This window comes from Lacisediminihabitans sp., from assembly GCF_036569425.1.
Lineage (GTDB): Bacteria > Actinomycetota > Actinomycetes > Actinomycetales > Microbacteriaceae > Lacisediminihabitans.
The window spans coordinates 14,294-34,879 of sequence record NZ_DATCQQ010000076.1; the positions used below are offsets into that span (position 1 = coordinate 14,294).

Annotated in this window: 25 protein-coding genes; 13 read left to right on the forward strand and 12 right to left on the reverse strand. The window is 67.0% G+C overall.

Annotation, left to right across the window (positions count from 1 at the left end; genetic code table 11):
* Window positions 1–22 precede the first annotated feature (22 nt).
* From VIM54_RS12860 to VIM54_RS12880, 5 genes are all read left to right on the forward strand, one after another.
* Window positions 23–361: a rhodanese-like domain-containing protein gene (locus tag VIM54_RS12860; RefSeq protein ID WP_331901876.1), complete on the forward strand. Its 339-nt coding sequence runs from the start codon at window positions 23–25 to the stop codon at window positions 359–361.
* 3 nt (window positions 362–364) lie between these two features.
* Window positions 365–643, forward strand: a complete 279-nt coding sequence (locus tag VIM54_RS12865; protein ID WP_331901877.1) for an FAD-dependent oxidoreductase — start codon at window positions 365–367, stop codon at window positions 641–643.
* 117 nt (window positions 644–760) lie between these two features.
* Window positions 761–1,924 (forward strand): acyl-CoA dehydrogenase family protein, encoded by a 1,164-nt coding sequence (locus VIM54_RS12870; RefSeq protein ID WP_331901879.1) that lies wholly within the window; start codon window positions 761–763, stop codon window positions 1,922–1,924.
* A gap of 217 nt (window positions 1,925–2,141) precedes the next feature.
* Complete coding sequence (locus VIM54_RS12875) at window positions 2,142–2,645, forward strand: FtsX-like permease family protein (RefSeq protein WP_331901881.1); 504 nt, start codon at window positions 2,142–2,144, stop codon at window positions 2,643–2,645.
* A 512-nt stretch (window positions 2,646–3,157) separates the two neighbouring features.
* A complete protein-coding gene (locus VIM54_RS12880; protein WP_331901883.1) occupies window positions 3,158–3,484 on the forward strand; it encodes an antibiotic biosynthesis monooxygenase in 327 nt (108 codons plus the stop codon).
* Window positions 3,485–3,506: 22 nt separating this feature from the next.
* Here VIM54_RS12880 and VIM54_RS15960 read toward each other — a convergent pair whose 3' ends face one another.
* Window positions 3,507–3,839, reverse strand: coding sequence for a YdeI/OmpD-associated family protein (locus tag VIM54_RS15960; RefSeq protein ID WP_414673224.1), 333 nt, complete (start codon window positions 3,837–3,839; stop codon window positions 3,507–3,509).
* A gap of 52 nt (window positions 3,840–3,891) precedes the next feature.
* On the opposite strand from VIM54_RS15960, the gene ftsH reads away from it, so the two are divergent.
* Window positions 3,892–5,769, forward strand: a complete 1,878-nt coding sequence (gene ftsH, locus VIM54_RS12885; RefSeq protein WP_331901885.1) for an ATP-dependent zinc metalloprotease FtsH — start codon at window positions 3,892–3,894, stop codon at window positions 5,767–5,769.
* Here ftsH and VIM54_RS12890 read toward each other — a convergent pair.
* The 3 genes from VIM54_RS12890 to VIM54_RS12900 all read right to left on the reverse strand — a co-directional run bounded on the left by VIM54_RS12890 (window position 5,711) and on the right by VIM54_RS12900 (window position 8,024).
* The gene (locus tag VIM54_RS12890; RefSeq protein ID WP_331901887.1) at window positions 5,711–6,781 is read right to left on the reverse strand and encodes a lysylphosphatidylglycerol synthase transmembrane domain-containing protein; all 1,071 of its coding nucleotides are present in this window, start codon (window positions 6,779–6,781) and stop codon (window positions 5,711–5,713) included. The genes ftsH and VIM54_RS12890 overlap by 59 nt on opposite strands.
* A gap of 32 nt (window positions 6,782–6,813) precedes the next feature.
* Window positions 6,814–7,080, reverse strand: coding sequence for a hypothetical protein (locus VIM54_RS12895; RefSeq protein WP_331901888.1), 267 nt, complete (start codon window positions 7,078–7,080; stop codon window positions 6,814–6,816).
* Window positions 7,081–7,727: 647 nt separating this feature from the next.
* On the reverse strand, window positions 7,728–8,024 hold the full coding sequence (locus VIM54_RS12900) for a hypothetical protein (protein WP_331901889.1): 297 nt from the start codon (window positions 8,022–8,024) through the stop codon (window positions 7,728–7,730).
* 294 nt (window positions 8,025–8,318) lie between these two features.
* Here VIM54_RS12900 and VIM54_RS12905 point away from each other — a divergent pair, with 294 nt between their 5' ends.
* Together VIM54_RS12905 and VIM54_RS12910 are read left to right on the forward strand one after the other, a co-directional pair.
* Window positions 8,319–8,912 carry a hypothetical protein gene (locus tag VIM54_RS12905; protein WP_331901890.1) on the forward strand — a complete coding sequence of 198 codons (594 nt, stop codon included), beginning with the start codon at window positions 8,319–8,321 and terminating at the stop codon, window positions 8,910–8,912.
* Between the two features lie 208 nt (window positions 8,913–9,120).
* The gene (locus VIM54_RS12910) at window positions 9,121–9,321 is read left to right on the forward strand and encodes a three-helix bundle dimerization domain-containing protein (RefSeq protein WP_331901891.1); all 201 of its coding nucleotides are present in this window, start codon (window positions 9,121–9,123) and stop codon (window positions 9,319–9,321) included.
* Window positions 9,322–9,431: 110 nt separating this feature from the next.
* Here the strand turns inward: VIM54_RS12910 and VIM54_RS12915 are convergent, their stop codons facing one another.
* The 3 genes from VIM54_RS12915 to VIM54_RS12925 all read right to left on the reverse strand — a co-directional run bounded on the left by VIM54_RS12915 (window position 9,432) and on the right by VIM54_RS12925 (window position 13,471).
* The gene (locus VIM54_RS12915) at window positions 9,432–10,826 is read right to left on the reverse strand and encodes an IS1380 family transposase (protein ID WP_331901893.1); all 1,395 of its coding nucleotides are present in this window, start codon (window positions 10,824–10,826) and stop codon (window positions 9,432–9,434) included.
* A 192-nt stretch (window positions 10,827–11,018) separates the two neighbouring features.
* Window positions 11,019–12,155 carry an alkaline phosphatase family protein gene (locus VIM54_RS12920; RefSeq protein ID WP_331901895.1) on the reverse strand — a complete coding sequence of 379 codons (1,137 nt, stop codon included), beginning with the start codon at window positions 12,153–12,155 and terminating at the stop codon, window positions 11,019–11,021.
* A gap of 41 nt (window positions 12,156–12,196) precedes the next feature.
* Window positions 12,197–13,471: an alkaline phosphatase family protein gene (locus VIM54_RS12925; RefSeq protein WP_331901896.1), complete on the reverse strand. Its 1,275-nt coding sequence runs from the start codon at window positions 13,469–13,471 to the stop codon at window positions 12,197–12,199.
* Window positions 13,472–13,569: 98 nt separating this feature from the next.
* Between VIM54_RS12925 and VIM54_RS12930 the strand changes: the two genes are divergently transcribed.
* Together VIM54_RS12930 and VIM54_RS12935 are read left to right on the forward strand one after the other, a co-directional pair.
* Entirely contained in the window at window positions 13,570–13,827 is a 258-nt protein-coding gene (locus tag VIM54_RS12930; RefSeq protein WP_331901898.1) for a hypothetical protein, read from the forward strand.
* A 114-nt stretch (window positions 13,828–13,941) separates the two neighbouring features.
* Window positions 13,942–14,625, forward strand: a complete 684-nt coding sequence (locus VIM54_RS12935) for a BON domain-containing protein (RefSeq protein WP_331901899.1) — start codon at window positions 13,942–13,944, stop codon at window positions 14,623–14,625.
* 12 nt (window positions 14,626–14,637) lie between these two features.
* Here VIM54_RS12935 and VIM54_RS12940 read toward each other — a convergent pair whose 3' ends face one another.
* On the reverse strand, window positions 14,638–15,288 hold the full coding sequence (locus VIM54_RS12940; RefSeq protein ID WP_331901900.1) for an alpha-ketoglutarate-dependent dioxygenase AlkB: 651 nt from the start codon (window positions 15,286–15,288) through the stop codon (window positions 14,638–14,640).
* A gap of 141 nt (window positions 15,289–15,429) precedes the next feature.
* On the opposite strand from VIM54_RS12940, the gene VIM54_RS12945 reads away from it, so the two are divergent.
* On the forward strand, window positions 15,430–16,503 hold the full coding sequence (locus VIM54_RS12945; RefSeq protein WP_331901901.1) for a GAF domain-containing protein: 1,074 nt from the start codon (window positions 15,430–15,432) through the stop codon (window positions 16,501–16,503).
* Window positions 16,504–16,668: 165 nt separating this feature from the next.
* The gene (locus VIM54_RS12950; RefSeq protein ID WP_331901902.1) at window positions 16,669–16,803 is read left to right on the forward strand and encodes a hypothetical protein; all 135 of its coding nucleotides are present in this window, start codon (window positions 16,669–16,671) and stop codon (window positions 16,801–16,803) included.
* A 152-nt stretch (window positions 16,804–16,955) separates the two neighbouring features.
* Here VIM54_RS12950 and VIM54_RS12955 read toward each other — a convergent pair whose 3' ends face one another.
* From VIM54_RS12955 to VIM54_RS12970, 4 genes are all read right to left on the reverse strand, one after another.
* The gene (locus VIM54_RS12955; protein WP_331901904.1) at window positions 16,956–17,594 is read right to left on the reverse strand and encodes a hypothetical protein; all 639 of its coding nucleotides are present in this window, start codon (window positions 17,592–17,594) and stop codon (window positions 16,956–16,958) included.
* Between the two features lie 65 nt (window positions 17,595–17,659).
* Entirely contained in the window at window positions 17,660–18,049 is a 390-nt protein-coding gene (locus VIM54_RS12960) for a hypothetical protein (protein WP_331901906.1), read from the reverse strand.
* On the reverse strand, window positions 18,046–19,293 hold the full coding sequence (locus VIM54_RS12965; RefSeq protein ID WP_331901908.1) for a serine/threonine-protein kinase: 1,248 nt from the start codon (window positions 19,291–19,293) through the stop codon (window positions 18,046–18,048). Before VIM54_RS12965 ends, VIM54_RS12960 begins: the two co-directional genes overlap by 4 nt.
* A gap of 48 nt (window positions 19,294–19,341) precedes the next feature.
* A complete protein-coding gene (locus tag VIM54_RS12970; RefSeq protein WP_331901910.1) occupies window positions 19,342–19,863 on the reverse strand; it encodes a DUF2127 domain-containing protein in 522 nt (173 codons plus the stop codon).
* Between the two features lie 79 nt (window positions 19,864–19,942).
* Between VIM54_RS12970 and VIM54_RS12975 the strand changes: the two genes are divergently transcribed.
* Entirely contained in the window at window positions 19,943–20,548 is a 606-nt protein-coding gene (locus VIM54_RS12975; RefSeq protein ID WP_331901912.1) for a cation transporter, read from the forward strand.
* The last annotated feature ends 38 nt before the right edge of the window (window positions 20,549–20,586 follow it).

Here is a 20,586-nt window from a genome sequence, read left to right on the forward strand (position 1 = left end):
TCGTCCCTCACGAAAGGCCCCGATGTCCGCCGTCTCTCCCATCACTGCCGCCGCCGCCGCGCGCAGCCTCATAGAGGGCGGTGCCCTCCTGGTCGACGTTCGCAGCAGCGGCGGGCGCGCCTCGGCCGGCGCCATCCCGCAGGCACTCGTCGTGGCCAAGGATGACGTGGCGTCCTTCGCCCAGTCTCAGGACCCCGACCGTGAGATCGTGGTCTTCTGCGGTTCGACCGACGGCTCCGGCCCCTTCGTCGACTACCTCGATGCGCACGGCTTCTTCGCCGTCTCGCATGTCGACGGCGGATTCGATGCGCTCACATCGTCGGGGCTGGCAGCCGACGCGCCCACCGGACAGCCGGGCTGACCGATGCCGAGCACCGCGGATGTTGTGGTCGTCGGCGGCGGCGCGATGGGCTCGGCCGCCGCCCGAGAGCTGGCCCGCCGCGGTCGGGACGTCACGCTGCTCGAGCGCTTCGAGCCTGGTCACGTCAACGGAGCCTCCCACGTCCCCCGCGGTGTTGCGAACGCCCCGCCCGTTCCACCGGGCTCCCCGGTGAAGGCGACGGTGCGGTCCACGGTGCCGTCGATGATGCCGCACCGCTCGAGCCGAACGGGGTTGTCGCGACTTGCTGGGCTTTTCAGTTAATGATTGCTAACCTTGCATCACAGTTAACGCTTCCTAACTGAAGTCCCGGATCGCCATCGCGAGAAACACATCCGCGAGAAACACATCCACGAGAAACACATCCACGAGAGGTCAACGATGACCGAGGGCCTGACGACGGGGAATCTCCCCGACGAGTACCAGCAACTTATCGACAGCGTCGCTGACTTCGCGAGAACCGTGGTCGCGCCGGTCGCCGCGCAGCACGACGAAGCGCACAGCTTCCCATACGAGGTTGTCGCCGGAATGGCCGAAATGGGGCTCTTCGGGCTGCCGTTCCCCGAAGAGCTCGGCGGAATGGGCGGCGACTACTTCGCCCTCTGCCTCGCGCTCGAAGAACTCGCCAAGGTCGACCAGAGCGTGGCGATCACCCTCGAGGCCGGCGTGTCGCTCGGCGCGATGCCCATCTTCCGCTTCGGCAACGTCGAGCAGAAGGAAGAATGGCTGCCGCAGCTCACGAGCGGCGAGGCCCTCGCGGCCTTCGGCCTCACGGAGCCCGGCGCGGGAAGCGACGCCGGCGGGATACGAACCCGCGCGGAGCTGGAGGGCGGCGACTGGGTGATCAACGGCAACAAGCAGTTCATTACCAACTCGGGAACTACGATTTCGAAACTCGTGACCGTCACCGCCGTCACCGGCACCGACGCCCAGGGCAAGAAGGAAATCTCGACGATCCTCGTGCCGACGTCGACCCCGGGGTTCACGGCGGAGCCGGCGTACAACAAGGTGGGCTGGAATGCGTCTGACACGCATCCGCTCAGCTTCGTCGACGCGCGAGTGCCGGAAGAGAACCTGCTCGGCGAACGCGGTCGCGGCTATGCCAACTTCCTCCAGGTGCTCGATGAGGGACGGATCGCGATCGCCGCGCTGAGCGTCGGGGCGGCGCAGGGCTGTGTCGACGAGAGCGTGAAATACGCGAAGGAACGCGAGGCCTTCGGTCGCCCCATCGGCGCTAACCAGGGCATCGCCTTCAAGATAGCGAGGATGGAGGCGCGAGCACACGTCGCGAGAACGGCATACTACGACGCGGCCGCGCTCATGCTCGCGGGAAAGCCGTTCAAGAAGCAGGCGTCGATCGCCAAACTGGGCGCCTCCGAGGCCGCGATGGACAACGCGCGGGACGCCACCCAGATCCACGGCGGCTACGGCTTCATGAACGACTATCTCGTCGCCCGGCACTACCGAGACAGCAAGATCCTCGAGATCGGCGAGGGCACCACCGAGGTGCAGCTCATGCTCATCGCACGGGACCTGGGGCTGTAACGCACCGAGTCGCGTCCCGTGCGCGCAGTGGGCCCCCGATGATCGATGGGCGGAGCGTTGCCCCGCGCCGGGAGCCCGCAAGCGGTCGCAGGACCGCCGCGCTGCGACCGCTCTCGAAAACGCTGTACGGCCGCGGGTCTATTTTCTGCCGCTTGCCACCGGGACGGATAACTCAACGGCGAACCTCCCGCGGCCGAACGAAGGGCGATTCTCTCGAATGGGTTCGTTTCTCGACATCAGCATCATCGACGGACCGGTCGTCATCGGCTTTGTGGGAGTCGGCGATCGCGGGACGGTGATCTACGTGAAGGCCGACGCCGGGGTCTCGTCCAGCGCGCTGAAGGACCGCCTCGAGCCGCTGAGAACGGATGTGAGACTCCAGACCCCCGAGCAGCTGACGGCGGCCATCCAGGATCAGATCGGCATCGAGTGGGCCATCGGGATCACCGCCACGGCGACGGTAGGCAACTACGTGATCAAGACCAGCGTGAACGCGATAGTCGGAACGCTCGTTGGCCTCGCCGTGTTCGTGTTCTCCATCACGCCGTTCGTGGAAAGCCACCCGTTCCAGTTTCCCAATGGACCTGTCACCCTCGCCCTGGATGCCCAAGAGGCCGCCAGGAACATGGTCGTGCTCGTCGTCGTTGCCGTCGTCTCCGTGTTGATCCCCGCGCTGCAGGCGATGCGGATGAAGATCCTCGACGCGATCTGGGGTACCTGATACCGCCGGGAGGCGGAGATCACCGCGCCGTAGTTGCGTGGAGGTGAACAGATACTGAATACTGGTGCTCGCCGAGCCAGTTCGGGTCTGTCACGGCGTGTCCTCGCGGAGGACGGGTGCGGGCTCGGCCATGGGCCGAGCCCGCATTCGAACTTCCGCGTGCGTCGGAGCGTAATCGTCGTCGGTCCGCTGGGCATCCGCGACACGGGACCTTCCTCCGTCCGGTGTGCGAATCGGCCCGGTCTCCCCGAAGAATGCAGTCTGCACGGTGATCCCCTTCACGACCAGCGACATACGGATGCTGCGGCATCACGACCAGAAGTGCGTTCGCGATGTGGTGGGCTGACCCCGAGGCAGCCCGGTACTGACGAATACTGCTGAGTCTGGGCCGAACATGATCGATTGTCAATGGACAGATCATGGGGCGGGTCGGCTGACCGTCGCCACCAAACTCGCAGCCGGCGATGCCAGCATGGAGTCATCACCCCGCACACACGCAAGGAAGAAGCCCCATGACTGTCATCAAGATCAACGCAATAACGGTTCCCGGCGACAGCGGCGACGAGTTGGCGCAACGGTTCGCTGCCCGTGCCGGCGCGGTCGATGATCGGCCGGGCTTTGAGGGCTTCGAACTTCTCAAACCCACCGACGACCGGAATACGTGGCTCGTCGTCACTCGCTGGTCTGACGAAGAGTCATTTCAGTCCTGGGTAAATTCACCCGCATTCGGGCACGGTCATCGCAGCGAGGCCGAGCGGTCCGGGGGGCCGGCTCCGGCGCACGTCGGCATCAGCAGCGAACTGTGGTCGTACGAGACCGCCGGGGGCAGCACCCGCTGACCAGTGTCGCCGAGCTGGTTGTCTAGCCCTTCGGCTGCCTCCACTGGTTCGCGCGCCGCCCCTCGGCGGCCTCCGCGGCGGTCGTCAGCACCCGCTGCTGCCTCGTCGACTCCGCCCGGGCCGTCGATATCCACTCGAGAATTGCCTGTTTAGTCGAGCCGGGAAGACCGTCCCAGTTCGTTCGGGCTCCCGGTTCGCTGTCGAGGGCCGCCGCCAGATCATCCGGTTCGACGAGCCGTTCAACCTCGTCGAACGCGCTCCAGCTGCCGTCGGCTGCACCGCACGGATGACGGCGGAGGCTTCTTCCGGGATGGCCAGTCGCTCGGCTGGAAGTGGTCGCGCGGTCCGGCCGCATTCGAAGGACTTAGGACCATAGACCGCCGCACGGCTGCCGTCACTCTTGAACAATGAATGCCCCGGACTCGAGTGACCAGCGAAAGCCGGGCTTCTTCGGCAGGCACCAGTGGATCCGCTGGGTCGCGCTCTCCGCGCTCCTGATCGCCGCCGGTGTCTACCTCTTCTCGATCGGTCTGCCCGGGTCCTCCGCCGAAAACCTGAGCTACTCCAAGTTCCTCACTGCCGTCGAGGGCGGCAGGGTCTCCGAAGTCTCGATCTCGGCGGATGGCGAGGCCGCGGGCACGCTCGTGTCCGGCGCCCTCTTCACCACGGTGATCCCGGTCGTCGACCAGAGCCTGCTCGACACTCTCAAGGCGGAGAAGGTGGATGTGACCGCCATTCCCGCCGCGACCTCATCGATCTGGTCGACGCTCGCCGGATGGGCCTTCACGCTGCTTCCCTTCCTGGTGCTCGGCTGGCTGTGGTGGCGGATGTCCAGGTCCCAGGGAGACGCGCAGGGTCTGTTGGGGTTCGCCCGCTCGAGGGGCAAACTTTTCGAATCGACGGGCCCGAAGACCACCTTCGCCGATGTCGCGGGATACGAGGGGGCGAAGGCCGAGGTCTCGGAGATCGTCGACTTTCTCCGGACGCCCGATCGATACCGCAGGCTGGGAGCGAAGATCCCCCGTGGTGCCCTGATGGTCGGTCCACCGGGCACGGGCAAGACGTTGCTCGCGCGGGCGGTGGCCGGCGAAGCCGGGGTGCCGTTCTTCTCCGTCGACGGATCGAGTTTCGTCGAGATGTTCGTCGGCGTCGGTGCCTCGCGCGTGCGCGACCTGTTCAAGGAGGCCCGCTCCCGGGCTCCGGCGATCGTCTTCATCGACGAGATCGAGTCGATCGGTCAGCGGCGATCGGGCACGACGTCGTTCGTGTCGAACGACGAGCGCGAGCAGACCCTCAACCAACTGCTGGCCGAGATGGACGGTTTCGACGCCGCCAGTGGCGTCGTGGTGCTGGCTGCAACGAACCGGCCGGACCTGCTCGACGCGGCCCTTCTTCGCCCGGGGCGCTTCGACCGCAAGATCAGCGTTCCTCTTCCGATGGTCTCGGAACGGCGGGCCATCCTCGCCGTGCACTGCCAGGGCAAGCCGATCGAGACGGGCGTGGACTTCGACGTCATCGCGCGCGGGACTCCCGGCTTCTCGGGGGCTGACCTGGCAAACCTCGCCAACGAGGCCGCGATCGAGGCTGTGCGGAAGTCCCGCGACAGCATCACCCAGGCCGATTTCGACGCGGCCCGGGACCGGTTGGTGTTGGGACGCCGGGACAACTCGACCGTGCTGCTTGCCGAGGAAAAGGAGGCGATCGCCGTGCACGAGTCCGGGCACGCCCTGGTGGCGGCGTTGTGCCCCCGGGCCGACCCCGTCTCGAAGATCACCATCCTGCCGACCGGTGAGAGCCTGGGCGCGACGCATCAGTTGCCGGAGGTGGAACGCCATCTCTACGGGCAGGACTATCTCACCGACGATCTCGCGGTGCGGCTCGGTGGCCGGGCCGCGGAGCTCGTGGTCTTCGGTCAGGGCTCGTCCGGCGCGAGCAACGACCTGCTGGGGGCGACTTCCGTGGCGACGAGGATGGTGCGCGAGTTCGGCCTGTCACCGCGCCTCGGCCCGGTGAGCTACTCACGGGCCGACAACGGAAGCGGTTCGGTCTTCGATCGGCCCTATTCTGACGACACGCAGGCCGCCGTCGACAGCGAGGTGGCGCGACTCCTGCGGGAGGCCGAGTCCCGCGCCATCCAACTCATCACGACCCACCGCGGAGTTCTCGACTTGCTGTCAGCGCTGCTCATCGAACGCGAGACGGTGGATGGCGCCGTCGTCTACGACCTCATAGTAGCGGAGCACTCCCCCGCGACCGGCGTCGGCGACCAGCTCCGTCGAGCGTGAGCGAGAGGTAGGCCAGCAGGGACAGCGGGATCGGCAGCCAGTACTGGAGCAGGCGCCACCCGATCACCGCCAGAACCGCCGTGGAGTGCGGGGCGCCGAACGCGACCGTCGCCGGAACGAGTACGCCCTCCACGATCCCCAGCCCACCTGGCGTGATCGGCAACAGGGCGAGGATGCTGCCGACCCCGTACACCGTGAGGAGAGGCCCGAGCCCGAGCGGGTGCCCGAATGCCGCGAAGAGAACCCCCAGCGCCGCGGCGTCGAGGAGCCAATTGGCGACGGCCAGTGAGAGCACCACGGCCATACGCCTCGGGTCGGTGAGCAGTTCGCGCACCCGGCGTGCCATCGTGCGCACAACCGACTCAGCGCCGGCCTCGGTGACGATCGGCACCCGCCGGGCGATCCAGCGCGCGGCGCGGACGGAACGATCGGTATGGCGCGTGAGCGCCCACACCGCGAGCGCCGCCCCGACCAGGAGCGCGAGCACGGTGGAGGCGGCCGCGACGTAGTAGTCGTTCTCACCGAATTCCTTCAGGGACAGCGCGATCCCGGCCGCGAAGACGACACCGAGAACAATGTTCGAGCCGGTCGTCTCGATCGTGGCCGCGGTCAGGGCGTCTGCCGGGCGCACGCCCGCCTTGCCGAGCAACCGGAACCGCGTGGCCGCCGAAGTGGCGCTGCCGCCGGGCAGGACATGGTTCACTCCGAGAGCCGTCAAGTCGATGCGCAGCAGCGTGAAGTAGCGGGGCGACTCTGCACCGAGCAGCGACGAGGTGAGGGCACTGTAGACCAGCAGCGAGGCGAGCTCGAGCGCCACGGCAGTCACGGGCAGCGGCAGGGATATGCGCGCGAGCGAATCGAGAGCACTCGCTGCCGCGACGAACTGCGGCACGACGATGAACCAGACGACGAGCACGAGCAGCACTGTCGGAACACCGATCCGGAGCCAACTCGGAATCCGCGGCTTGCTCTCACGGTGTGGCTCTGCGCGCCGAAGGGAGGGTATTCTCATCGCGAACCTTCGGCGACCTGCGGGCGGTGGGGCTATTTCGGCGCGGCGAAATGCACGGAGAGCGGAGTGGCGGCGGAGACCAGGAGCAACTCGACGCCCTCGCGATGCAGCAACGGCACGAGTTGCGTGTCACCGTCGTCGATGAGCCGCTGGGCGTGACGCAGGAAGATCCCCGCCATTTCCGCCGAGGCGACGAACCTGCGACCGCCGTGATGGATGCAGACGGGGCGAGGGTTCCTCGTCGTCAGGGCGCGATCCTGCGACGTCTCGCCGAGCGGCACCCCCGCGATGCTGATCACGGGTGGACATCCATGGTTCGCTCCAAGGGTCTGTTCGCTCCGGTTGTCTGGGGAGGTGTGGCCGAGCGGATGGATAACGCCCAAGCCGCCTTGCACCTTCGATCCTTCAGGACTTCCCAGGGGCGATTAGGGGCTTAGGTCCCCTCTCCGACGGAATCCGCGAACGGGGAGGTAGTCCCGCGGCCGGCCGGCGCTGTTCGGGTCGGCGCCGCCCGGCCGCGGTGTCCTGGGGGTGGCGGGCACTGGGCCACTCCCGCGAGCGTCGCATGCCGCACGGATCGCAAATGTGTCGTAAGTCCCGAACCGGCCTTGGGCGCTCGGGTCGCTTCACCGACGGTCGTTCGGCACGCCGAGGTGCCATTAGTCCCTGTCGGGCGGTGGGCGCCGAGTGGGACCGTTGGCCTCGAGGCTAGCGATTGTCCGTGACGGAGGTAAGTGACCATGGGAGACGAACCCCGCGTGTTTTCACCTGGAAGTGTCGATTTTCCCGATCCTGAGCATCCCTATGCACCGGTGCCGGCCCTGTCGGCACCACTGCTGCGCGTGGTCTCCTCGCAACTCATCGATCAGGTTCAGCGCTCTCTGCGACATGCCCGCCCTGGGCCGCACCCGATGGCCCACCGGCGGAGGGCCCACGGCTCGCAAGGCTAGACCGGGGCTGCCGCCGTATCGGGCACGGTGCCCGCCAACACGATGTCGTCGAGCCATGCCAGCCGGACCACGTAGTGGATCGCGCCGTCGAAGTCGTCGAAATACGGGCACTCGGACGGAAAGCGGACCGAGCTCGCGCCGTACAGGTTGCCTATCTTGCGCACGTTCCCGATCAGGCGCCGTGGCGTCTCGGCGGTTCGGCGCAGGTCATGGATTCGCCAGAGCGTGTTCGAGATCTCCACCACGGCGACACCTTTGAGCATCCATTCGCCGGCCACGGCATTCATCGCCATTCACGTCTCGCTTCGCGGAGACGACCCGAGACGCCGACTCAGTCACACCGCAGGACTCCTGAGGGGAGGGCCTCCGGGACTTTGGTCCGGCTGGTCGGCGCTGCCGGCCTTGTGTGCGGGGATCCAGCGCCCCCGATCCGTCAACGTATCCCCTGGTCGATCCTTGGGGCGGGTCGCGGCAATCGTCCCCCGCGCTCGATACGCTTCTCCCAGCGAACCACGCCGGCAGGAGCCCATGTGCCTCATCCATACCCACTCCATGTGGCGATCGACGCGGAGTGCTACTGCTGCCGAATGGCACAGCCGTTCAGGTTCGCCTCACCAACCGACCAGGTCGTCTGCGCCTTCTGCTCGCGGCACGTCGGCGGAGACAAGGCCGAGAAGCGGGACGCGGATCACGTGGCGATGTGGGCTGAACGGTACGGCGAGGCGGTCGAAGAACACCGCCTCTTCGTCGCCGAGGCAACCGCCGAGCGGCTTGCCGACGATGCCGTGATCGCGCAACTTCGAGCACGGGTCGGCGAACTCACCAGGTCCATCGCCGACTCGTTCGAGGGTTCAGACCTCGGCGGTGCGCACAGCCTCGTCGAGACCGAGGTCATCAGGCGGGCAGAAAGAAAAACCGAACTCGCCCAGCGCCTGAACGATCGAATCATGGCCGCGCTGTGGCGGGTCGAACGCCTGCACCGGGACGCTGACGCGGGAGGCAACTCGTGCACGTGCGGCCGGCCCACCGCGACCTGCGCGGAATGGAGGGCGGTCGAACCGCAGCGGCGGACACTGCGCGACTGGGAGGCTCGAAACGTGGCGTTGCTGAAGGGCGGCAACCGCCATGCGCTCCCCGAGGAGCATCCGGAAGCGCGGGAGGCAGGCGCCTCGCTCCGGTGACGCGCCTCCGCCCGTGCTCGCGCCGGCCGCGAGATCTGCGGCAGCGTCGCGAAATCATGGTGTCAGTTGCCCTTGACATCATGTCGAACTGACACTGCAAAGGCGATGCCCCGCTCGGACCAGGATGCCGAAGCACGGCAGGCGGCGTTCAGGCTCGTGCGCCGATCCAGCCTTTGACGCCATCACGACATGGGTGCAAAATTAGCGAATGGATGCCGCTAGGGAAGCTGAGGCCGTCGCCCAGGTCATCGACCGTCTCGCCGACAGATTCCCCGGGCTCGGCCGCGACGAGGTCGAGCGCGCCGTCCAAGCTGCGCACGAAGCTTTCGACGGGAATCCGATCCGCGACTACGTCCCGGTGCTAGTCGAACACGACGCTAAGCCTCGATCCACCGTTCGGTTTTGGTGAGCGCGGTGGCCCGGGTTTGATTTGAGTTTCCTGTTGGTGGGCGTGGTGAAGGGGCCGGCCTTGCTGCCGGAGTGTTCCGTGGGTCTTGGTTGCGCCGTGGGGCTGTGTGGTCAGATGGTCGCGGTTCGGGGTGGGCCGCAGGCGGCCGCGAACAGTGTGGTCCATCCGGTTTCCCAGGGCCAGCGGTCGGGCAGGTGCAGCACGATTCTCCGGGCCGAGGTTGAGATGCGTGCCGGGATGTTGATGAGTTTGCGGCGGATGGTGCCGCTGCGCGCTTTGCCCAGCTCGGTGCTGGCGAGAGTGCCGATGGTGCGGGAGAGGTTGAACGCGATCGTGGCCAACACCAGCCAGGCCGCGTTCGCGGTGAAGGTCCCGGACGGCAGGTGCGCCAAGGCACTGTCTTTCAGATCGGCGTTGACTTGCTCGATGATGGCATGCCCGCGGTGTGTTTTGTCCGCCGTGACCGTGTCCAAATCGCTGGTGGTGAAGAAGGCGTGGAAGCGGTGGGTGTCGAACAGGGTGGGTTGCCCGTCGCCATCGAACGGGTTCAGTTCCGGGATCCGTCCGATGACCAGGCGTCCGACGATGCGTTCGCTGGTCTTGCGGGAGCTGAACGCCGTGAACGGTATCTCGGCGACCTCGGCGGAGGAGATCCAGGTCCCGGTCGTCTCATCCCGGATCGCGTCCGTGTAGTTGATCGTCGTCCAGGCGTCGTCGGCGATCGCGGCGATGGCACGTTTCACGGCCGGGTCCATCCGGGCGGTGATCGATACTTTCGCGCCGGCCCGGTGGGCGGCGGAAACGACCGCGTGGCCGTAGAACGCACTGTCAGCGCGTAACAGTACGAGCCCCGACGCGGACGCGGAGCGCAACCGCCGAACGGTGGCGAGGATGTCGCCGACGAACTTCCCCGCCCCGCGCGGGGACCCGGCTGCGCCCTTGCGGAGCCGGGACCCGATGATGATCGGCGCGGACGTTGTCGTGGAGACGATCCCGAGCAACGCGTTCAAGCCGCGCACCCCGGAATAGCCGTAACCGGAACCCTGCTTCTGGTAACCGTGGACTTCCTTGATCGTGTCGTCAATATCCACCAGCGCGTACTCATCGATCCCGGTCACGATCGGAGCGGCCGCGGCGACGTTGACCAACCACCGGCAGGCGATCGCGTCGAGTTGGCGGACATGGCCGAAGGTGAACGCACGAAGGAATGATCCCAACGTGGACGGGGCATACGCGCCGACGAAGAGTTTCTTCATCCCGCCGTGGCGCAGGATGGCCATGTCGTCGATGGAATCAGCCCCGGCCAGCATCCCGGCGACCAACGCGGTGACCTTCAGCCCGGCGTTCGCGCCGAAATAGTCGGGCACTGTCAGCCACTTGTCAGCCAACTCGGGAAGGCCGCTCTTCACCGCCAACGCCATCGCCGGGACGAGCCCGGCGGCCGACACGAGATTCGTTTCGTCGAAGGTCGCTGACAGGGACGCGGATCTATGGAAAACTTGCATCTACGAGATGTCCTCTTGAGCTGGTCGATAGTTGTTGTGGTAACCACTATTTTTCCTGATCAACAGGACATTCTCTGTTTAACGCGCCGCTACCGACCCAAGCCGAACGGTGGATCGAGGCTAAGGAGCAGCTCAGGCGGGTCATCGCGGGCGATCCCTCTGAGCTGACGCTGACCTGAGCCGGCTCGATGGCTACTGGCTCGCGTTGTAAACGTCGAGGCCGAAGCGGTTGAGTCCTGTGCTGCCCGCGTAGCCGAGGTACGGCAGGGCGAAGGCGTCCTCGATGCTCGCAAGCAGGCTGTAGTGGTTGTAGGGGGTCGTCGACCACGTGCCGCCCTTGACGAACGGCGACAGCACGAGCGCTCCAACCCGTCCACCGCCCGGGCCGCTGATACCGGGAAGCAGACTATTGGGCCCTGGTCCCTCGCCGCAGCATGCGGTCGCGTCGGACTGCGGGCTGTCTGACTCATCGAAGGTGATCACGAGCATCCCGTCGTTGCGGAACGCCGGCGACCCGGTGATCGTCGGCACCCATCTCTTGAGCCACCCGTCGGCGCTCGCCAGCCCGCCGGGTTGGCCGTCGACGCACGGCGCGTCGTGCCCGTCGTGGCACAGGTTCGGCGTGATCATCGAAAGGTTCGCTGTCGTCGCGATTGACGCAAGATCTGACGTGAGACCGGCGAGGTCGACATCGTTTTTCGCGCAGTCCGGCGAACTCGTGATGGCGGCGAAATACACGAATGGGTTGTGCCTGGCAGCGTATTGGTCACTCACTCGGGCCTTCTGGGTGTCGTCGACGGCTCCAAGCGCCGGGTGACGGCACGCCGCCCCCATGTCTTCTGAGTAGCCCTTCCAGGTTCGGCCGGAGCCACTGAGCTGACCGGCGAGTGTCTTCACATTCGAGGGATAAACACACCCATCGCCGACGGCCTGGCCGGGCGCCACGGTGCCCGTGCCCACGAACGGCGAGTACGTTTGGCAGTCCGCCTGTGTTTGTGCGTTCGGACCCTGGCCCGAGATCTGGGCGATGTAGTTCGGCAGGGAGTTGTGGGCCACGCCGAAGTACTGGTTGAGCAGAACTCCCTTGGCTCGCAGAGTCTTCGACAGGTATGGCGCGGCCGAATCGGCTCCCCAGGCGCTGTCGTATCCCTTGTTCTCCAAGTTGATCACGAAGACGTGCTTTACCCCCGGCAGGTACTGTGCGGAGGCGACTGCTGCCACGGCCGGGGACGGGCTGACGGGTTGCCAGAGCGACACCGAAACCAGGGCGGCGGAGACCAGCGCCACCGCGGCAAGCGCTGCGGTTCCTACGATTCGGCGCGCTCTCACCGCGGCACTCATCTGCGCGGCGGGCCGAGTGAGACGTGGATTCACGGCAGTGTCCATCCGTCGGCGAGTGCTTTGTCTTTCAGGCCGGACCATTCTTCGGCGGCGGGAGGGCCGACAGGTGCGCAGGCCGGTCCTGCGACGAAGGGGGCGACCAGGTATCGGGGTGCGAGCAGGTTCGGAGGGCTCGTGAAGTCCAGGACCTCGGCGATGTTGCGCGCGGCCCTGTCCCGTGGGGTCAGCGGCGCCAGATTCCAGCGCCACTCGATCGCCCGTAACACCGAGGTGTGGTCATACGTCTCGTGGGCCACGTGCCGTCGACGGGCTCGCGGCGAGATCACGAGTGACGGCACCCGAAAGCCGCGGAGCGCGTTCGCCGGGTCGGCATCCGGAGCCGTCGACGGGGCGACGTGGTCGTAGAAGCCGCCCCACTCGTCGTAGTTGACCACGAGCAGTGTGCGACCCCAGGCCGGACTCTTGGTGACAGCGCCGTACACCTCGGCGAGAAACTGTTCTCCGGCGCGGACATCGGCGTGCGGATGATCGTCCCCCGACGTGCCTGATCCTTCGTCGCTGAACCGAGGGTCGAGGAACGTGACCTCTGGCAGGTCGCCGGACGCACAGTCGGCCAGGAACTGTGGGTACGGATGGGAGATGTCCAGGTACTTCGTGCCCCACAGCGCCGTGAATGGCACATCGTTGAAGTAGTAGCGGCCGCGAAGCCCGGCTGTGCTCAGGCGATCCCAGATCGTGGGGAGCGTGCTCGTCACCGTGGAGTTGTGCGAACGGTCGGTCGCGGCGGAATGCTGGTAGAAGCGATTGGGATATGTCTCTGCCATCGTCGCGGCGAAGTACCGGTCGCATACCGTCCAGTCAGGACCGGCCTGCCGCCAGAAATCCAGGTCGCTCGAGTCGTAGTAGCCCACAGCGAAGTCGTCGTTCTCCCCCGCGCTCAACCAGCCATTGCACCTGCCGGCGTTGAACTCGATGCGCCCGCCCTCGTATGAGTGGTCGGGGTCGGGATGGCCGCAACCCTGGAAGTCCCCCAGGTGGTGGGTCGAGTGCCGTTGGCCGTAGCGGTCGACGTAACTGAGTCCGGACTGCGCGCCGTCGGCCCCGGGCAGCCAGCCCACGAAGTGGTCGAACGAGCGGTTCTCCATCATCACCACGATGACGTGGTCGATCCCCGAGTCAGCCGGCGGAGGCAGGGTGGACACGGTAGCAGACGAGGCTCGTGGTGCTGCGGTGCCCGCGGTCGCCACCGCGCCGACGGCGAGCATCCCCGCGGCCGTCAAGAACTGTCGTCGGTTGGAAGTCATTTGAGCGATCAGATCACGAATTGGTCACGAAGCCGAGCGGATACACCATTTGGAGCGCACCTGTTGATCCGACGTTCACGCGCCGTTGGCGTGCCAGGATGGTGATCGCCGTGATGCTCGGCGTCGCGGTGCGGCTCCTCTCGAACGTGCGCGTTCCCTGGCTGGCCTGGATCTCCATGATCGCTAGGGTGGCAGTCGGCGTGCTGGACATCGTCATCGCCGTGACCACGGCACCGTCCTCTGGCGCAGCGGGTGGCGTGTTGTCTCCCCTGTCCGTAGTAACGCTGGTGCTGCCCTGGGCATACCTCCTCGGCGTCCTCGTCACCCTGGCTGGCGCGGTGATCTGCATCCTGTGACTCGTCGCGTCGCGTCGCTCGAGAGAAACCGGCGATGATCGCGCCACCGGCGAAACGAGAAGCTCGGGTCTTTGTTCCCTACGCGACCGGCTCTCCTGCGCGCATCATGGCCGCATGAATACCTCACTCGATTCCCAGGCTGGCGACGATCTCACCGTGAAGGAGGAGGTCGAAGAAGAACTGCTGTGGACTCCGGAAGTGGATCCCGCCCGTATCGGCGTGTCGGTGCACGACGGCGTGGTTACCCTCAGCGGCGAGGTGCGCACGTTTGCCGAGCGGATCGCGGCGACCGAGGCTGCGATGGGAGTTCGGGGCGTCTTGAGCGTGGCGGACGACCTCACCGTCGACCTCGCTGCCGAGGCGGCCCAGAGCGACGCGCACGTCGCTCGCGCCGTGTTGGACGCGCTCGCGCGCGACACCGCGATCCCCGGCGGCGCCATCACGGCGGAAGTGAGGGACGGCACGGTCACGCTCAAGGGCGAGGTCGAGTGGAACCACGAGCGGGAAAGCGCGCGGCGGGCCGTCGAACACCTGCCGGGTGTGCGCTTTCTCGATAGCCGCATCGAGCTGAGCAGACGGCCGTCGGCGTCCGACACGGAGGAACGAATCCGCCGCGCCATCGTGCGCAACGCGCAACTGGACGCGAGCCACATCCACGTCTCGATCGACGGAACGGTGGCGACGATCACCGGGGAGGTGCGCTCGTGGGCGGAGAAGAGGCAGGCGTCACTCTCGGCCTGGCGCTCACCGCATGTCACGTCCGTGCACAACGAGATCAAGGTCAAGCCCAGCTATTGAGAGACGCCCCGACTAGTCATGGCCGCCCGCGGACCGCGACCACCTCGGGCGGAATTGCACGCTGATTCTGGGTCCGACGGCCTGTTTCGTCTTGAGGATGGCGTGTTCGTGGGTGCGTTGGCAGCTGCCACCCATGACGATGAGGTCCCCGTGCCCGAGGGGAAACCGCTGCACCTCTCCCCCGCCCCGTGGCCGTACGGAGAGGGTTCGCTCGGCGCCGACCGAGGCGATGGCAACCATCGTGTCACGCTCGATGGCGCGGCCGACCCGATCGCCGTGCCAGGCCACGCTGTCGTCACCGGTGCGGTAGAAACACAGGCCCGCGGTCTCGAATACCTGTTCGCGGGGCGCGTCGTAGTAGTCGTTCAGAGCGATGACGGCTTCGCGGAGGAGCGGATCCGGAAACGACTGCGGCGAGCCGAACCACGACACGAGCCGCGGCACCGCCACGACCCGGTCATACATCTGCCGGCTGTCGGCCTTCCAGGTGACCCGGTCGACGAGTCGCTCGAAGAGTTCGTCGGAGTTCGCCACCCAGGCCGGCCTGAGGTCGAGCCATGCCCCGTCCTGGAGGATGATCCGGCGCACCGTGCCCGCGAGCGGCTCCAGGGTGGCGGTGGCACCGGGGACGTCGAAGAGGGAGTTCTGGAAGGCGATGGTCATGCCTCGAGCGTACGTCGGTTCGAACATAAATTCGAAACTAGAGCAATCGTGGCACTGGCGCGCCCCGATAGTGCGACGTAGTGTGGAAGGGAGTTACCCCAGACCCCGGCGGCTCCACCTGCTGGGGCGCCGTTTTACCGAGTGGCGGGAGCAGTCGTGGCCAACCAGATGGAAGTGACCGATGACCGGGCGCGCCGTCGGCCGGCCGCCGAAGGCGCCGCCACAGCGCCTGTCGACATAGCGCGCTTCGACACAGCACACTTCGACACTGCGAGCGACGATCGCGCCGCCCTGCGCGTTGTGCTGAGACGCCTGGTGACTGCAGCGGTTAACGCAGGGGGCGCCGATTGTGGCGCCCTCGCGCTATTTTCACCGGAGGGCGCACTCACCGAGTTCATTTCCGTCGGTCGACCCGAGAAGGTTGATCCCGCCGGTGCCGTCGACTCGCCACTCGGAATCGTCGACCTCATTCTCGACGATCCACGACCGATAAGGCTTAGCGTCCGGGTCCCCGCCACGGCATCCGGAACCGTCTCCGAGCTCCGCACCGTCGAGAGCCTGTTGGGAGTGCCGGTCGCAATCGGCGAAGAGGTTTTCGGCTGCCTGTATCTGTGCAACCACGAGTCCGGGCTGTTCGGCGACCGCGACGAGAGGATTCTCGAGGAATGGGCAGCGGCCGCGGCGCTGGCTGCTGACCACGGTCGTCTGCTCGCGGAGGTGCGTCGCCGTCGTGACTGGACGGCAACCTCCGCCGAGGTGGCCTCCGCGCTCGTCATGAGCGCAGACGGCGAGGCGATGGACCTGTTCACCGACCGGCTGCTCGGACTGACCGGCGCGGACTTCGTGGCGCTGCTCCAGGTGAGCCAGCTCACCGGTTCCCTCGTCGTGAGTGCCGTTCGCGGGCTGGAAGAAGACACCCTGGACGGCGCGGTTCTTGCGGTGCCGGGCGCGCGTGCCCGCGGCATCTTCGAGGGTCGGCACCCGATCATGATCGATGACTGCGTCGAGGCCGGACTCAGCATCCTGCGGGAGGGCGCGCTCGGGCCCGGCATGGTGATGCCACTCATCGCACCCAACCGGGCGGAGTCGATCCTGCTGGTGGCGCGTTCATCCGGGGCGCCACAGTTCCGCGGTACCGATCTCGAGATGACGGCCGATTTCGCCGAGCTTGCCACGGTGGCGCTCACGCTCGCGACGCCGCACGCGGCGCTCTGAGCACACCCGCGGGCAGGCATGATCGGGGCCGAAGGTCCCTCGCGGTGATCTGGCGACCGGCCCAGGTTGGATCCGCATCGGCGGTGATCTGGTGACCGGCCCAGGTCGGATCGCATCGGCGGTGATCGGTGCCGTGCTGCGGGTGAACGAGAGCGGAGCATCACCATGAACGTCGAACGAGTCGAGCTTGAGCCGCGCACAATCTGCGGCGTGCGCGAGGTTATTCCGATGAGCGAGATGAGCGAGTTCTTCGGGCGCGTCTTCGCCGAGGCGGTGGAGGCCACGCATGTCGGCCCGTAGGATACCCTCGCGGAGACCTACGCTCAGATCAGCACATGGATGGCGGACCAGAAGCTCACTCCCACCAAGGACATGTTCGAGGAGTACCTCGTGGGACCCGATGGCGAATCCGACCCGGCGCACCCGGATCGTCCTCCCACTTGCCTGACCGGTCACGCGGAGTCGGCCGGTGCGCACACGATGATGGGCACCCGGTAGCTGAGCGAGCCGCTGTACAGGCGAATGATTGCGGCGCGGGATTGAGCCTCGCCGCAATCCCCCGGGCAGCTCACCGGCGGCTGGCTCTCGACCGACACGTGGGTGCGCGTGAGAATTGCCACCTGCAGGTCGTCCGGTAGCGCCGTCCACCGCCCGTCGGCATCCGTGGTCGCCCAGTCGAGGGTTACGAGCCCGAGCGCTCGGAGGTTCTCTACCAGCTCCCGGGTCTGCTCGTTCGGAGCGGTCGTGAGCGCAAGCGAGACCGAGTTGCCCGCGGCGGCGCAGGCCGCAACGTGCAGGGCGATTCGAAGCGTGGAGGCCTCCGGGCCTGCGACGATCATCACTCGCCCCAGGGGATGGACGTCGATGGCCTCGATCGCCTCCTGGTCGATGCGAAGTGCTCCGCCCAGATTCTGGGCCAGGTCACTCTCGAGCAGGAAGACCTGGGCGGCCGCCTGCCGGAGTGCCGATCCCTTGCAGGCGGCAAGTCGGGTGGCGAACACCTTGAGCATCCGGGAACGGGACCGCAACTCCCTCGTTGCCCGCGGAACGGATGCCCGTGGCCAGTCGTGGACCGCGGAAATGAACTCCATCCGCCCACCGTGGCACCGCCTCGTGCCGCCGTGACAGTGCCATTGGTCCCCAGGCGACCGCAGTACTAGCCGTCCTTGCCGTGTCCATTGTCTTTGCCGTTTCCCTTGCCCTTGGTCGAAGTGGGCGATGGGGTCGGTGTGGGGCTGGGAGTGGCCTTCGGTCCGAGGTCCGCCCGCACCAGATCGATGGCGGCCTGGATCCGCGCACCGCGATCGCGGCTCACGAGTCCGGCGGCGATGTCCCCGTCGAGTTGGCTCTGCAGCGAATCGAGCGATGCGAGGGCGGCCGCGTAGTCTCTCGACGCGGCCTGCTCGGCGACGAGACGCACAGAACTCTGCAGGGACGTGGCGGCATCCTTGCTGAGATCGGTGGTCTGGGCGCAACCGGCGAGTATCACGACGGCGAACACCAGTGCTGCGAGACCCGAGAGCCGCCTGCGGCGCGCGTCCATCACTTGGTCACGCTCTCGAGAAGCTGGCGAAGGTGGGTGTCGAGCTGGCCGCCCACCGCGGGCAGGCTGGCGGTCGGTACCGGAGCGGGGTTCACATGGGTCCACAGGAAAACCGCGAGCACGACGGCCGCCACCGCGAGCACGCTGAGCAGCGTGGCCAGGACGCGTCGAGGGAAGCGCCGTCGAGGGCGCGGCATCGGTTCGCGACCCATGACCTCGGTGCGCTGGCCGGTGTCGCCGGCGGGCCGGGCAGCGGTCGCCGGCGCGGTGTGCCCACCGAGAACCGCTGTCGGCGCGTCCGTCATCAGCGCCGTCGGTGAGTAGCCGGGGGTATCGAGGCTGTCTTGGGCCGTGGCGAAGGCCAGAGTGTCGCTGCGGTCGAGCTGGGAGCCCGCGCTGCGCTCGATGGCGTGGGCGGCCTCGGCTACCTCGAGCGCGGTCGGGCGCTCCGCCGGATTCTGCGCCGTCATCCCCGTGAGCAGCTGCACCCAGGCGGTTCCGAGGCTAGCCGACACCACAGGGTCCCTGGCGAGCCGCGCACCAAGCGATTCAACCATCGACCCGGGGAACTCGCGCGTGCCGGTGAGCGTCTCGAGCAGCACGAGGCCGAGGGCGTAGATGTCGGTGGGGGCGCCCGGTGCCTCTCCCTTGGCCTGCTCCGGGCTCACGTACGCCGCCGTACCTACGACGGTGCCCGGGGTCGTGAGGCGCGTCGAGTCGATGAGGTGAGCGATGCCGAAGTCCGCGAGCTTTGCCCGGAACTCCCGGTTCGATACAGGAGAGGGGGCGAGCAGAATGTTGGCTGGCTTGATGTCCCGGTGCACGACCCCTCGTGCGTGAACGACGTGTAACGCTTCGGCGAGGTCGGCGGCCATGGCCGCGACATCCGATTCGGCGACCGGGCCGCGTTCGATCCTGGTCTGGAGCGTCGGCCCGTCCACCAGTTCCATCGCGAGGTAGGCGCGCCGGTCCGACCTGTCGCCCTCGACGTTGGCGTCGAACAGCGTGACCAGGGCGTGGTGGTTCAGCGAGGCGAGCAAGCGGATTTCGGAGGTCTCTCGCCTGAGCGCGTCGGCATCCGTTGCGTTGCTGTCGAAGAGTTTGAGCGCGACCGTGCGACCGAGCGACTCGTCCCGCGCCCGGTAGACCGACGCCATCCCGCCGCGCCCGATCAGGCCTTCGACGCGATAACGATCGCCGACGAGGGTGCCCTCGAGCGCCGCGTCTCGTCCGTGATTCTGTGGCACACTGCTCCTTCGCGACGATCTCACCGCGAGACGTCGCCGTCCCCCATGCTAATTCACGGGCCGGGAGGGGGGCTCCGACCCACTGCGGGTCTTCGGCGGCCTGATCTGCCGGTACTCCCGGTAGACGAAGAAGATGATCAGCGCGTCGAGGACCGTGAAGACGGCCAGCCCGATGCTCGGCGCAGTGGCGAACGCATAGGCCTGGTAGGCGAGGAACACCACGAGCACGCCGATCGCGATCGGATACACCCGATGGAATTTGCGAAGCAGGCAGTAGACGAGCACAAGCTTGACGACTCCGTGAATGATGAGAAACGCGATGAGGAATGCGAGACCGCCGCGGGCCAGCTGCGAGTCGAGTCTGGCGACGTAGTCGGTGATGAAGGTGTTGGTGGCTGAGCTCCCCTCCCGCGCTTCGGATGCCACCGCCGACAGGACGGCATGGACAAGGCCCGGCGCTACCAGCAGCAGGAGCCCCACCACGAATTCAATCGCGCCGTCGATTCCCTTGACCACTACGCCGATCGTGTACGCGACGTCGATGAATCGCCGGGTGTGGTTGGCCATCATGGCAGTGACACTAATCGCCGGAGCGGTTCGGCGCGAGGGCCCGGGCCCGGGCACGTCGCGATGCTGACAGAATCGGCGGATGCGAGAGTTCAGCCCGACCGCGACGACGAGCGCGCTGCGCCGCCGGGGTCTCGGCCTCGAATGGGCGACACTGGCCTGGAATGTCGTCGGGCTGGCGGTGCTCGCGGTGCTGGCCGTTCGCGCCTCGTCGGTGGCACTGGCCGGGTTCGGGCTCGACAGTCTCATCGAGATTGGGGCGAGCACCGTCGTGATCTGGGAGCTGAGGGGCACCGGGGAGGCGCGGCAGCGCCGGGCTCTGCGCTTCATCGGAATCGCGTTCCTCTGCCTGGCTGCCTACCTGCTTGTGCAGTCGCTGTTCGCCATCCTCACCCGGCACCACGCCGCCCCCAGCGTGGGCGGACTCGCCTGGACGGCGGTGACCGCAGTCGTCATGTTCGCGCTGGCGTTCGCCAAGAGACGCACGGGCCTCGCTCTCGACAATCCGGTGCTCGTGAGCGAAGGCTCGGTCACCTTCATCGACGGGCTGCTGGCGGTCGCCGTGCTCGTGGGGCTCTCGCTCAATCAGCTGGCCGGATGGTGGTGGGCCGATCCGGCCGCCGGGCTTGTGATCGTCTTCTATGCGCTGCGCGAGGCCGTGCACCTGCTGCGTCCGACGGCAGAGTGAGGTTCGGTGCCGTGACGATTCGAGCTGTGGCGATTGGT

Bases quoted from the DNA above. Each gene is read 5' to 3' on its own strand.
- VIM54_RS12860 (WP_331901876.1), top strand. From the start codon at position 23: ATGTCCGCCGTCTCTCCCATCACTGCCGCCGCCGCCGCGCGCAGCCTC.
- VIM54_RS12865 (WP_331901877.1), top strand. From the start codon at position 365: ATGCCGAGCACCGCGGATGTTGTGGTCGTCGGCGGCGGCGCGATGGGC.
- VIM54_RS12870 (WP_331901879.1), top strand. From the start codon at position 761: ATGACCGAGGGCCTGACGACGGGGAATCTCCCCGACGAGTACCAGCAA.
- VIM54_RS12875 (WP_331901881.1), top strand. From the start codon at position 2,142: ATGGGTTCGTTTCTCGACATCAGCATCATCGACGGACCGGTCGTCATC.
- VIM54_RS12880 (WP_331901883.1), top strand. From the start codon at position 3,158: ATGACTGTCATCAAGATCAACGCAATAACGGTTCCCGGCGACAGCGGC.
- VIM54_RS15960 (WP_414673224.1), bottom strand. From the start codon at position 3,839: ATGCGGCCGGACCGCGCGACCACTTCCAGCCGAGCGACTGGCCATCCC.
- ftsH (WP_331901885.1), top strand. From the start codon at position 3,892: ATGAATGCCCCGGACTCGAGTGACCAGCGAAAGCCGGGCTTCTTCGGC.
- VIM54_RS12890 (WP_331901887.1), bottom strand. From the start codon at position 6,781: ATGAGAATACCCTCCCTTCGGCGCGCAGAGCCACACCGTGAGAGCAAG.
- VIM54_RS12900 (WP_331901889.1), bottom strand. From the start codon at position 8,024: ATGGCGATGAATGCCGTGGCCGGCGAATGGATGCTCAAAGGTGTCGCC.
- VIM54_RS12905 (WP_331901890.1), top strand. From the start codon at position 8,319: ATGGCACAGCCGTTCAGGTTCGCCTCACCAACCGACCAGGTCGTCTGC.
- VIM54_RS12910 (WP_331901891.1), top strand. From the start codon at position 9,121: ATGGATGCCGCTAGGGAAGCTGAGGCCGTCGCCCAGGTCATCGACCGT.
- VIM54_RS12915 (WP_331901893.1), bottom strand. From the start codon at position 10,826: ATGCAAGTTTTCCATAGATCCGCGTCCCTGTCAGCGACCTTCGACGAA.
- VIM54_RS12925 (WP_331901896.1), bottom strand. From the start codon at position 13,471: ATGACTTCCAACCGACGACAGTTCTTGACGGCCGCGGGGATGCTCGCC.
- VIM54_RS12930 (WP_331901898.1), top strand. From the start codon at position 13,570: ATGGTGATCGCCGTGATGCTCGGCGTCGCGGTGCGGCTCCTCTCGAAC.
- VIM54_RS12935 (WP_331901899.1), top strand. From the start codon at position 13,942: ATGAATACCTCACTCGATTCCCAGGCTGGCGACGATCTCACCGTGAAG.
- VIM54_RS12940 (WP_331901900.1), bottom strand. From the start codon at position 15,288: ATGACCATCGCCTTCCAGAACTCCCTCTTCGACGTCCCCGGTGCCACC.
- VIM54_RS12950 (WP_331901902.1), top strand. From the start codon at position 16,669: ATGAACGTCGAACGAGTCGAGCTTGAGCCGCGCACAATCTGCGGCGTG.
- VIM54_RS12955 (WP_331901904.1), bottom strand. From the start codon at position 17,594: ATGGAGTTCATTTCCGCGGTCCACGACTGGCCACGGGCATCCGTTCCG.
- VIM54_RS12970 (WP_331901910.1), bottom strand. From the start codon at position 19,863: ATGATGGCCAACCACACCCGGCGATTCATCGACGTCGCGTACACGATC.
- VIM54_RS12975 (WP_331901912.1), top strand. From the start codon at position 19,943: ATGCGAGAGTTCAGCCCGACCGCGACGACGAGCGCGCTGCGCCGCCGG.